This is a genomic window from Streptomyces marokkonensis, assembly GCF_008312835.1.
Lineage (GTDB): Bacteria > Actinomycetota > Actinomycetes > Streptomycetales > Streptomycetaceae > Streptomyces > Streptomyces marokkonensis_A.
On sequence record NZ_VSKS01000035.1, the window covers coordinates 22,775 to 34,553 of the forward strand.

Sequence of the window (11,779 nt, forward strand, 5' to 3'; positions counted from 1 at the left end):
CACTGTGTCGGGTGCCCGCCCCACCCGGCCACCCCTGTGGACAACCCTCACGACCGGCCGGACGGCTCCGTTCCGCCCCGGACGGACCGTCGCCTCACCCCGGATAGACCGGTGCCGTCCCCTCCGTGACCTTCTGCCACTGCGCCCCCGAGGGCAGCCGTACGATCCCGTCCACGGAGTACGCCACCAGCGGTGCCAGTTCGTCCTCGGAGGCGGTGACGGCCTTGACGCCGGTCAGGGCGGCGGGCGGCGGCACGTCCGGCGTGGACCCGTCGACCTCGACGTACTTCATCTGCTCCACGCCCCCGTGCTCGCGTCCGACCACCACGAGCCGGCTGTCCCCGGCCCACGACATGGCCGTGACCTGCTCCAGCTCGGGCGTCGTCTCGCGCAGCTCCAGCACGGTCACCGCCGGGCGCTCGCCCGTCCCGGTGCCCGGCCCGCTCCGTTCGATCCGGCCCACCAGCAGGGAGCGCCGGTCGCCCTTCTCCACGACGAGCGCGATCCGCACTCCGTCGGCGGCCACCCGGACCGCCCGCACCCGGCCGTCCAGCCCCGGGGTGCGCACCTCCAGCGGCTCGCCCGCGCCCTCCTCCAGCAGGTACAGCCCCGGGTTCCCGGGGTCGCGGTCGGCCACCCACAGCCCGCCCTGGGCGTCCCAGCTGGGCGTGGTCAGCCGGTCCTCCTCGGTCTTGCCCGTGCTGCGCAGCACGGGCTCCCCCAGGGAACTGCCCGACACCAGCGACGCGACGAACAGCGACCTGCCGTCGAGGGCGACCCCGGCCGCGGTGCGCTCGTCCCGTGCGACCGCCACCGAGCGCAGCGCCTTCTCGCCCTCGCCCAGCGCCCCGGGCACCGGGTCCGGGTCGGTGTCGCTGCTGCCCGCGGCGATCCGCACGAGCCGGCGCTTCTCGTCGACGAAGTACAGGTAGTCGGGCTGGTTCAGCTCACCCCGGGGGATGGCCACGACCTCGGCGGCCTCCCGCGCGAGCAGGCACAGCTGCCCCCTGCCGGCCCGCAGCTCGACCTCCTCCACCGCCGGGCTGAACCCGCGCAGCGTGAACAGCAGTTGCGCCGCCATCTCCTCGCACCGGCCGGTGCCCACGTCGGCCGCGCTGTCGTTGAGCGGCACGGTCAGCCTGCCCCGGTCGTCCGGCGTCAGCGGGCCGGCGCCCCTGCGCAGCGCCGTCCCGGTGGGGAAGCTCGACCGGACGACGGGGTCCAGCCAGCTCGTGGGCCCGTCGAGGAGGGAACGCACCATCCGGGTCGTGGGGTCTACGTGCCTGCGCACGTAGACGGGGTCGGCGACGGCCGTCGGCAGGTCCGTGGCGGCGGTCTCCGCGTTGTTCGAGGCGAAGTAGTACTTGTTGACGGACATGTAGTTGCGCTGGAAGTCCGACTTGCCCATGACGACGCCCTGCGGCACCGCGTCGATGCGCCACTGGCCGTTCTTCTCGTCCTTGGCGAGGTGCACGACCTTGTTGTACGCCCCGGAGGCGGGCGCGTACGACTGCTCCGCGTCCACGGTGGCGACCTTGGTGCCGGTCAGGGTGTAGGACAGGGCGCCGGTGTCCTCCCGGAAGGGACGGTCGGCCTGGGCGCCCGGCCCGTTCGACAGCACGGTGGTGGACTGCTCCGGCCGCCAGGTCTGGGACGCCTCCCGGGTCAGATACTGGCGCGCGGTCCTGTAGTCGGCGTCGTCGCTGGTCAGCGCCTCCAGGAAGCCCTGGACGATCTGTGTGGGGGTGGCGTCCTCACTCGGCGGCATCGCGAACACCCGCACCTGGGCCTCCTGCCGCGGCGTGGACTCGACGCCCCGCAGGTCCCCGCTGTCGGGCATCGAGGCGCACCCGGCCAGCAGGACGATCCCACCGGCGGCGTACGCCACCGTCCGCACCGAACTCCCCCGGCCGCGCCCAACACGCCCAACGCGCTCACCGCCCACGCGAAGCCTCCCCGTCCCTGTCCGCACCTCGCGCCGCACCGTCGCCGCCGAGCCCTTCGGCGCCGGGGTCCCGCTCGCGCGGCTTCCCGTCACCCTCCGACGGCCGCCGCGCGGCCGCGTCGTCCTCCCCGCCCCCGCCGTGCGGCGAACCGCCCTCGCCCGTTGCTCCGGGGGTCGTGCGCGTGCTTCCCGGCCGTGCCACCACGCGTGCGCCGTTGCCGGGCAGGGCGGTGGGGTCGGCCGTGGGGGTCACGGCCGTGGGCGGCAGCGTGAACGGCTCCCGGGCCGGCCCGTCGGCGCCCGGCTGCCGCACCGGCACCGTGGCGCTCTTCCCGCCGTTGCCGCCTCCGCGCGGCAGGCCGGCGTCGTCGAGCCCGCGGTTGCGCCGCGAGTCCTTGGGCTCCAGGGGTATCGGGGACCCCCGCAGCGGTTCGTCCGCGGTCCGGGGCAGCGTCAGCCGGAACTGCGAGCCGCCGCCCGGCTCGCCCCAGGCCTGGAGCCAGCCGCCGTGCAGCCGGGCGTCCTCCAGCGCGATGGACAGCCCGAGACCCGTACCGCCGGTGGTCCGCGCGCGTGCCGGATCGGCCCGCCAGAAACGGCTGAAGACCCGGGTCGCCTCACCGGGCTTGAGCCCGACGCCGTAGTCGCGCACGGCCACCGCGACCGCGCCGCCGGCGGCGGCCAGCTTGACCACCACGTCCTTGCCCTCGCCGTGCTCCACCGCGTTGACGACGAGGTTGCGCAGCACGCGCTCCACGCGCCGCGCGTCGGCCTCGGCGACGACGGGCTGCTGGTCCCCGACGACCTTGATCCGGGTGCCCTTGCGCTCGGCGAGCGGCTCCGCACCGCTGACCACCCGCCGTACGACCACCCGCAGGTCTATCGGCTCCGCCTCCAGCGCCGCCGCGCCCGCGTCGAAGCGGCTGATCTCCAGCAGGTCGGCGAGCAGCGACTCGAACCGGTCCAGCTGGTCGGCGAGCAGTTCGGCCGACCGCGCGGTCACCGGGTCGAAGTCCTCGCGCGCCTCGTGGATGACGTCCGCCGCCATCCGCACGGTCGTCAGCGGCGTACGCAGCTCGTGGGAGACGTCCGACACGAACCGGCGCTGCATCCGCGACAGGTCCTCGAGCTGGTTGATCTTCAGCTGGAGGTTCTGCGCCATCTTGTTGAAGGCCTCGCCGAGCCGCGCGATGTCGTCCTCGCCGGTGACCTTCATGCGTTCCTGGAGCCGCCCGGCGGACAGCCGCTCGGCGATCCCGGCCGCCATCCGTACGGGGGTGACGACCTGCCGTACGACGAGCCAGGCGATCGCGCCGAGGAGTACGACGACGAACAGCCCGGCGGTCGCCAGCGTGCCCTTGACCAGGCTCAGCGACTTCTCCTCCTGGGTGAGCGGGAAGAGGTAGTACAGCTGGTACGGGTCGCCGTTGGGGTCGTTGACCCGCTTGCCGATGACGAGGGCGGGCTGGGAGTCCCTCTCGTCGTTGTAGACGACACGCGTGTAGCTCTGGGCCGCCGAGGCGCTGGTGTCGATCCTCTCGCGCAGCGCCGCGGGCACGCTGACCGTCGGGTTGACCTCCCCCGAGGCGCGCGGTCCGCGTCCGCTGCCGCTCTCGCCGCCCGCGGGCAGGGTCACCACGTCGAAGGCGCCCTGGCCACCGCTGGAGAGCGACGCCACGAGGTCGCTCATCCACTGGATGACGCTCTGCGAGGGACGGCCGTCGGCCGCGGTGCCCTCGTCGCCCGTGACGCTGACGGCCTCCTCGGCCTGCTGTTTGGCCACCGCGAAACCGCCGGTGGCCTGGCTCTGCGACGCCTTCACCTTGGCGTCCAGCAGACCGTTGCGCACCTGGCCGATGACGACGAAGCCCAGCAGCAGGACCACGCCCAGCGACATCAGCAGCGTGGTGACGACGACCTTGAGCTGGATGTTGCGCCGCCACAACCGCATGACGGGCAGCAGCGGCCGGCGCACCCAGCGCATGAACAGGCGGATGACCGGGCTGCCCTGGACTCCGCCCTGGAGCAGGCCGCCCTCGAACAGGCGTCCCCAGCGGGAGCCCGCCCTCTCCCGGCCGACAGGCCGCTCCGGACGGCCCCCGGACCGGCCGGGCGCCGAAGCGGCACTGTCACCGGACATGTCAGCTCGGTCCTGCCTTGTACCCGACACCACGGACGGTCACCACGATCTCCGGCTTCTCCGGGTCCTTCTCGACCTTGGAGCGCAGCCGCTGCACGTGCACGTTCACCAGCCGGGTGTCCGCCGCGTGGCGGTAGCCCCAGACCTGTTCCAGCAGCACCTCACGCGTGAACACCTGCCACGGCTTGCGGGCGAGCGCGACCAGCAGGTCGAACTCCAGCGGCGTCAGCGCGATGGACTGCCCGTCCCGCTTCACGGAGTGCCCGGCCACATCGATCACCAGGTCCCCGATGGCGAGCTGCTCCGGCGCGGGCTCCTCCGACCTGCGCAGCCGCGCCCGGATCCGGGCCACCAGCTCCTTCGGCTTGAACGGCTTGACGATGTAGTCGTCGGCCCCGGACTCCAGGCCCACCACGACATCGACGGTGTCGCTCTTCGCCGTGAGCATCACGATCGGCACCCCGGACTCCGCCCTGATCAGACGGCACACCTCGATGCCGTCCCGTCCGGGCAGCATCAGGTCCAGGAGCACGAGGTCGGGTTTGGTCTCGCGGAAAGCGGCCAGCGCCTTGTCGCCGTCGGCTACGAAAGACGGCTCAAAACCTTCACCGCGCAACACGATGCCGAGCATCTCGGCCAGTGCGCTGTCGTCGTCGACGACAAGGACTCGTCCCTTCATAAACGACATCATCCCATTAGCTAATCGTTACCTGGCGTGACCTGGCACACAACGCGGCCAGAGCCTCGGTGGTCACGGGCGAAACCACACCCTCCTCGGTGACGATCGCCGTCACCAGCTCCGGTGGTGTCACGTCGAACGCCGGGTTGTACGCCTGGGTCCCCAGGGGCGCCACCGGGATCCCGCCTCCCGCCTCCGTTCCGGCCACCGGCACCTGCGGTGCCGTGATCTCCGTCACCTCGTGGCCGGGTCGCTGCTCCACCTCGATGGACGCCCCGTCCGGCGTCCGGGGATCCACCGTGGTCACCGGTGCCACCACGATGAACGGCACATGGTGGTACCGCGCGAGCACCGCGAGCGGATAGCTTCCCACCTTGTTCGCCACCGACCCGTCGGCCGCGATGCGGTCCGCCCCGACGAGGACCGCGTCCACCTCGCCCGCCGCGAACAGCGATCCCGCCGCGTTGTCGGTGAGCAGGGTGTACGGCATGCCGCTGCGGGCCGCCTCGTATGCCGTCAGACGAGCACCCTGCAGCAACGGGCGCGTTTCGTCCACCCACAGGCGCCTGAGCCGTCCCTCCCGGTGCGCCGCCAGCGCCACCGCGAACGCCGTCCCCTCCCCGCCCGACACCAGCGAACCGGTGTTGCAGTGCGTGAGGATCCGGTGCTGCCCGCCGGGCAGCATCTCGTCCAGCAGCGCCAGCCCGTGCTCGGCCATCCGGGCGCTGGCCTCGGCGTCCTCCCGGTGCAGTTGCCGGGCCGCGTCCAGTGCGGCCACGGCCGCCTGCCGGGAGTCCCCGCCACGGGCGAGCACGGCCTGATGGGCGGTGTGCGCCCGGCGCACCCCGACGGAGAGGTTCACCGCCGTGGGCCGGGCGCTCTCCAGCGCCGCCGCCGCGTCGTCCACGTCGAAGCCCCGTACCGCCGCGAGCGCGACGCCGTAGGCGCCCGCGATGCCCAGCAGGGGGGCACCCCGCACGGCGAGCGAGCGAATCGCCTCCACCAGCGCCGGCGCATCCGTACAGACGAGTTCGACCTCCTCGGCCGGCAGCCTCGTCTGGTCGAGCAGGACCAGGACGGGACCCTCCGGCGGCTCTTCCCAGCGCAGTGCCGGGATCTCGGTCGGCCGCTTGTTGTCGCCGCTGTGTGCGTACTGATCAGCCATGCCGTCAGTCTGCCCCCTCTCGCCCCGACAATTGAAGGTACGCAGCCCTCACCTCGGCCGGTCCGTTGATGACCACCCCATGGCACGATGGCTGCCAAGCTGCCGCCGCGACCGCGGACGGGCACCGTGAAGGAGCGACGATGAACGACACTCCGGGCTGGGCCTCGCCCGGATCCGCCCCGTCCGAAAGGCAGGAACCGGGCGCGTCCGGACCCGCCGAGCCCGCCGGCAGCCCGGACCCCGAGCAGCCCGCCGACCGGCCCCGGCAGCCGGACCCGGGCATGAAGTGGTCCAAGGACCAGCCACCGGCCGGCCAGTGGTCCGCACCCACCGGCCCCGGCCAGGCCGCCCCGCCCCCGCCGTCCGGCCCTGGCTGGGGCACCCCGCCCCCCGGCGGCTACGGAGGCGGCCCGGGCGGACCCGGCGGTCACGGTTCCTGGGGAGGCGGCTGGGGAGGTCCCCCGCCCGCGGCCAAGCCCGGCGTCATCCCGCTCCGCCCGCTCGGCGTGGGCGAGATCCTCGACGGCGCCGTCTCCACCATGCGCACCTACTGGCGCACGGTCCTCGGGATCGCGCTGACCGTCGCCGTCCTCACCGAGATCGTCGTCGTCCTGCTCCAGGGCCTCGTCCTGGACGACTCCAGCACCGAGGCCCTCAACGACCCCAGCGCCACGCTCAGCGAGCTGACCGACGCCATGGGCGACGCCCTGTTCAACTCCGGCGTGGTCTTCCTGGTCACCCTGGTCGGCACCGTCGCCGCCACCGCCCTGCTCACCACCGTCACCAGCCGCGCGGTACTCGGCAGACCGGTCACCACCGGTGACGCCTGGCGCGACGCGCGCCCCCAGATCGTCAAGCTGTTCGGCCTGATCTGCCTGCTGCTGCTCATCGCCGCCGGCATCATCACCGTGGGCGCGCTGCCCGGCTTCCTCGTGACCGTGGCGGCGGGCGGCGAGGTCGGCATCGCGCTGACCGTCCTCGGCCTCATCTGCGCCGGTGTTCTCGCCCTGTGGCTGATGATCCGCTTCTCGCTGGCGTCGCCCACGCTGATGCTGGAGAAGCAGGGCATCGTGAAGGCGATGAGCCGCTCCGCCAAACTGGTCCGCGGCTCCTGGTGGCGGGTGTTCGGCATCCAGCTGCTCGCGACGATCATCGCCAACGTCGTCGCGTCGATCATCGTCATCCCCTTCACCTTCCTCGCCTCGGCCCTCAGCGGGGACGGCGTCACCGGCTTCCTCGACAGCGCCGGCGGCGACATCGGGTGGACGTTCCTCATCGTCAGCGGCATCGGCTCGGTCATCGGCTCCATGATCACGTTCCCGATCACGGCCGGCGTCACCGTGCTGCTCTACATCGACCAGCGCATCCGCCGCGAGGCCCTCGACCTCGAACTGGCCCGCGCCGCAGGCGTCCGGGACCACGGCCCCGGCACCACCCCGGGGAGCTGATGCGGTGACCGTCACGGGGGGAGTTCCGACATCCGCGCAGGCCCTTTCCGCGGCCGCCGACACGGCCGTACGCCTGCTGCCGCGCGGCGACGACGAGCCGCCCGTCACCCTCCCGCGTGACCCCGCGCGGGAGGCGGCCCGGCGCGAGCTGTCCAAACGCATGTACCACGAGAACGACCCCAGCTGGTTCCAGCGGGCCCTCGACGCCTTCTGGGAGTGGGTCGGCAAGCTGTTCGACGCCGCCTCCACCGCGACACCCGGCGGCACACTCGGCCTGATCGTCGTCATCGCGGCCGCGATCGCCGTCCTGGGCGCCCTGTGGTGGCGCCTGGGCACCCCACGCCGCGAGCCCGCCTCGGTGCCCGCCCTGTTCGACGACCGCCCCCGCAGCGCCGCCGAACACCGCGCGGCCGCCGAGGCGCACGCCGCCCAGGGCCACTGGAACCAGGCCGTCCGGGAACGCATGCGGGCCATCGTCCGCGCCCTGGAGGAACGCGCCCTGCTCGACATCCGCCCCGGCCGCACCGCCGACGAGGCCGCCGCGGAAGCCGGCCGCGCCCTGCCCGCCCACACCGACCGGCTGCACGGCGCCGCCCGCGCCTTCGACGACGTGACATACGGCGGCAGGACCGCGACGGAACAGACGTACCGGCGGATCGCCGAACTCGACCGCGACCTGGAGCGCGCCAAACCGCAGCTCGCCGGCAGCGGCACCCTGAGTACGGACACCCGCCGGGGAGCCGCCGGATGACGACCGAGGCCACGCTCCCGTCCACCTCGGCCTCGCCCACCGCCCGCCAGGTGTGGACCCGCGCGCGAGGCGTCGCCCTCGCCCTGGTTCTGCTGCTCGTGGCGGCCGTCGCGATCGCCGTGGTCCGCTCCGACGCCCGTCACGGCGAACTCGACCCGCGGTCCGCCGACCCCTACGGCAGCCGCGCCGTCGCCGAACTCCTGGCCGACCGGGGTGTCGACACCCGCGTGGTCACCACCCTCGACGAGGCCGCCGCTGCGGCCGGCCCCGACACCACGCTGCTGGTGGCGGTCCCCGACCTGCTGACCGCCAGCCAGCAGACCCGGCTGCACGCCGCCTTCGTCCAGTCCGGCGGCCGCACCGTCCTGGTCTCCTCCGGCAGCTCCTCCGTCGAACGTCTCGCCCCCGGCGTCACCGCCGACCCCGCCACCAGCTTCGACTCCACCCTCGACCCCGACTGCGAGCTGCCCGCCGCCCGGCGCGCCGGCAGCGCCGACACGGGCGGCATCCGCTACACCACCACCCACCTCAACGCCGACGAGTGTTACACGAGCGAGCGGCTGGCCACCCTGCTGCGTCTCCCGGCGCCCTCCGGGGACGGCGACACCGTCCTCCTGGGCTCGCCCGACATCCTCCTCAACGACCGCCTGGACCGGCACGGCAACGCCTCGCTCGCCCTGCAACTCCTCGGTTCCCGCCCCCATCTTGTCTGGTACCTCCCCTCGCTCGCCGACGCCTCCGCCGCCTCCGAGGAGGGCGAGCGCGGCCTCTTCGACCTGCTCCCCTCCGGCTGGCTGTGGGGCACCCTGCAACTCTTCATCGCCGCGGCCCTGGCCGCCCTGTGGCGGGCCCGCCGGCTCGGCCCCCTGGTCCCCGAAAAACTCCCCGTGGCGATCCGCGCCTCCGAAACCGTCGAAGGCCGCGCACGCCTCTACCGCAAGGCGAACGCCCGCGACCGCGCGGCCGCCGCTCTCCGCTCCACCACCCGCACCCGCCTCGCCCCCCTCGTCGGCGTCCCCGCCCCCCAGGCACACGCGCCCGAGGCCCTCCTCCCCGCGCTGTCCGCCCACCTCCAGGGCGACGGACAGTCCCTGCACACCCTCCTCTTCGGCCCGCCCCCCGGCGACGACGCAGCACTCATCAAGCTCGCCGACCAACTCGACGCCCTCGAAAGAGAGGTACGCCGTCCATGATGGACCCGACCACTGACAACGCCGCGCACACCGGGGACCCGGCCGCCGCCCGGGCCTCCCTGGAGGCCCTGCGCGCCGAGATCGCCAAGGCCGTGGTCGGCCAGGACCCCGCGGTGACCGGCCTCGTCGTCGCCCTGCTCTGCCGCGGCCACGTCCTCCTCGAAGGCGTCCCCGGCGTCGCCAAGACCCTCCTGGTGCGCGCCCTCGCCGCCACCCTCGAACTCGACACCAAACGCGTCCAGTTCACCCCCGACCTGATGCCGAGCGACGTCACCGGCTCCCTGGTCTACGACGCCCGCACCACGGAGTTCTCCTTCCAGCCCGGACCCGTCTTCACCAACCTCCTCCTCGCGGACGAGATCAACCGCACCCCGCCGAAGACCCAGTCGTCCCTGCTGGAGGCCATGGAGGAACGCCAGGTCACCGTCGACGGCACCCCACGCCCCCTCCCCGACCCCTTCCTGGTCGCCGCGACCCAGAACCCCGTCGAGTACGAGGGCACCTACCCCCTCCCCGAAGCGCAGCTCGACCGCTTCCTCCTCAAACTCACCATCCCCCTCCCCTCCCGCCAGGACGAGATCGACGTCCTCACCCGCCACGCCGAGGGCTTCAACCCGCGCGATCTGCGCGCCGCCGGCGTACGCCCCGTCGCGAACGCCGCCGACCTGGAAGCCGCCCGCCACGCGGTCGCCGAAACGACCATCTCCCCCGAGATCACCGCCTATGTCGTGGACATCTGCCGCGCCACCCGCGAGTCGCCCTCCCTCACCCTGGGCGTCTCCCCGCGAGGTGCCACCGCACTGCTCGCCACCGCCCGCGCCTGGGCCTGGCTGACCGGCCGCGACTACGTCATCCCCGACGACGTGAAGGCCCTCGCCCTCCCCACGCTCCGCCACCGCGTGCAGCTCCGCCCGGAGGCCGAGATGGAAGGCGTCACGACCGACTCGGTCATCAACGCGATCCTCTCCCACGTCCCCGTCCCCCGCTGATGGCCCTCACCGGACGCGCCGCCCTGCTCGCGGCACTCGGCGCCCTCCCCGTCGGCATCTGGGAACCCGGCTGGACGGGCATCCTCGCCGTCAACGCCCCCCTCGCGGTGGCGTGCGCCTGCGACTTCGCCCTGGCCGCGCCGGTACGCAACCTCGGCCTGACCCGCTATGGAGACACCTCCGTACGCCTGGGCGACACCGCCGACGTCACCCTCACGATCACCAACCCGTCCCGCCGCCCGCTCCGCGCCCGGATCCGCGACGCCTGGCCCCCGAGCAGCTGGCAGCCCGGCACGGAGGGGGAAGCCTCCCGCCACCGCCTGGTGATCCCCGCGGGTGAACGCCGGCGCGTCACCACCCGTCTGCGCCCCACCCGCCGCGGCGACCGCCACGCCGACCGCGTCACCGTCCGCTCCTACGGCCCCCTCGGCCTCTTCGCCCGTCAGGGCACGCACAAGGTCCCGTGGGCCGTACGCGTCCTGCCGCCCTTCACCAGCCGCAAGCACCTGCCGTCCAAGCTGGCCCGGCTGCGCGACATGGACGGCCGCACCAGCGTCCTGACCCGAGGCGAGGGAACCGAGTTCGACAGCCTGCGTGAATACGTCCCCGGCGACGACACCCGCTCCATCGACTGGCGCGCCACCGCCCGCCAGTCCGCGGTCGCGGTGCGCACCTGGCGTCCCGAACGCGACCGGCGCATCCTGCTCGTCCTCGACACCGGCCGCACCTCCGCGGGCCGCGTCGGAGACGCGCCCCGCCTGGACGCCTCCATGGACGCGGCCCTGCTTCTCGCAGCGCTCGCCTCCCGTGCCGGCGACCGCGTCGACCTCCTGGCCTACGACCGTCACCTGCGCGCCCTCGTCCAGGGCCGCACGGCCGGCGACGTCCTGCCGTCCCTCGTCAACGCCATGGCCACACTCGAACCCGAGCTCGTCGAAACCGACGCCAGGGGCCTGACGGCCACCGCGCTCCGTACGGCACCACGCCGTTCCCTGATCGTCCTGCTCACCACGCTCGACGCGGCCCCGATCGAGGAGGGCCTCCTCCCCGTCCTGGCCCAGCTCACCCAGCGCCACACGGTCCTCCTGGCCTCGGTGGCAGACCCGCACACCGCCGACATGGCCAAGGCACGTGGAAACACCGACGCCGTGTACGAGGCAGCCGCGGCAGCCCAGGCCCATGCGGAACGCGACCGCACCGCCGCGCAACTCCGCCGCCACGGCGTCACGGTCGTGGACGCGACACCGGACGACCTGGCACCGGCGCTGGCAGACGCGTATCTGGCACTGAAGGCGGCGGGACGCCTGTGATGAGGGTCTGGGGGCGGGATTGAACGCCCTGCCCCTTCCTCCTGAAACGCAGAAAGCCCCCGTGCCGAATGGCACGGGGGCTTTCTCAATATTTGTTCGGCGGCGTCCTACTCTCCCACAGGGTCCCCCCTGCAGTACCATCGGCGCTGTAAGGCTTAG

At 73.4% G+C, this 11,779-nt stretch carries 9 protein-coding genes and 1 rRNA gene; 5 read left to right on the forward strand and 5 right to left on the reverse strand.

The window, feature by feature from the left end:
* Positions 1–94 precede the first annotated feature (94 nt).
* The 4 genes from F1615_RS34750 to mtnA are packed head-to-tail and all read right to left on the reverse strand — an operon-like array spanning position 95 to position 5,929.
* The gene (locus tag F1615_RS34750) at positions 95–1,945 is read right to left on the reverse strand and encodes an LpqB family beta-propeller domain-containing protein (RefSeq protein ID WP_149553037.1); all 1,851 of its coding nucleotides are present in this window, start codon (positions 1,943–1,945) and stop codon (positions 95–97) included.
* A complete protein-coding gene (gene mtrB / locus F1615_RS34755; protein WP_149553038.1) occupies positions 1,935–4,085 on the reverse strand; it encodes an MtrAB system histidine kinase MtrB in 2,151 nt (716 codons plus the stop codon). The genes F1615_RS34750 and mtrB overlap by 11 nt, the downstream gene beginning before the upstream one ends.
* A gap of 1 nt (position 4,086) precedes the next feature.
* Positions 4,087–4,776 carry a two-component system response regulator MtrA gene (gene mtrA / locus F1615_RS34760; protein WP_004987303.1) on the reverse strand — a complete coding sequence of 230 codons (690 nt, stop codon included), beginning with the start codon at positions 4,774–4,776 and terminating at the stop codon, positions 4,087–4,089.
* A 4-nt stretch (positions 4,777–4,780) separates the two neighbouring features.
* Positions 4,781–5,929, reverse strand: a complete 1,149-nt coding sequence (gene mtnA / locus F1615_RS34765) for an S-methyl-5-thioribose-1-phosphate isomerase (RefSeq protein WP_149553039.1) — start codon at positions 5,927–5,929, stop codon at positions 4,781–4,783.
* 140 nt (positions 5,930–6,069) lie between these two features.
* Here mtnA and F1615_RS34770 point away from each other — a divergent pair, with 140 nt between their 5' ends.
* From F1615_RS34770 to F1615_RS34790, 5 genes are read left to right on the forward strand one after another with little or no spacing between them, the layout of a single operon-like run.
* Positions 6,070–7,377: a glycerophosphoryl diester phosphodiesterase membrane domain-containing protein gene (locus F1615_RS34770; protein WP_149553040.1), complete on the forward strand. Its 1,308-nt coding sequence runs from the start codon at positions 6,070–6,072 to the stop codon at positions 7,375–7,377.
* 4 nt (positions 7,378–7,381) lie between these two features.
* On the forward strand, positions 7,382–8,128 hold the full coding sequence (locus tag F1615_RS34775; RefSeq protein WP_149553041.1) for a DUF4129 domain-containing protein: 747 nt from the start codon (positions 7,382–7,384) through the stop codon (positions 8,126–8,128).
* Entirely contained in the window at positions 8,125–9,321 is a 1,197-nt protein-coding gene (locus F1615_RS34780; protein ID WP_149553042.1) for a DUF4350 domain-containing protein, read from the forward strand. The genes F1615_RS34775 and F1615_RS34780 overlap by 4 nt, the downstream gene beginning before the upstream one ends.
* Complete coding sequence (locus F1615_RS34785) at positions 9,321–10,310, forward strand: AAA family ATPase (protein ID WP_149553043.1); 990 nt, start codon at positions 9,321–9,323, stop codon at positions 10,308–10,310. Before F1615_RS34780 ends, F1615_RS34785 begins: the two co-directional genes overlap by 1 nt.
* Complete coding sequence (locus F1615_RS34790) at positions 10,310–11,620, forward strand: DUF58 domain-containing protein (protein WP_149553044.1); 1,311 nt, start codon at positions 10,310–10,312, stop codon at positions 11,618–11,620. The genes F1615_RS34785 and F1615_RS34790 overlap by 1 nt, the downstream gene beginning before the upstream one ends.
* Positions 11,621–11,714: 94 nt before the next feature.
* On the opposite strand, the gene rrf is transcribed toward F1615_RS34790, so the two are convergent.
* A 5S ribosomal RNA gene (gene rrf / locus F1615_RS37270) occupies positions 11,715–11,779 on the reverse strand; the annotation flags it as partial.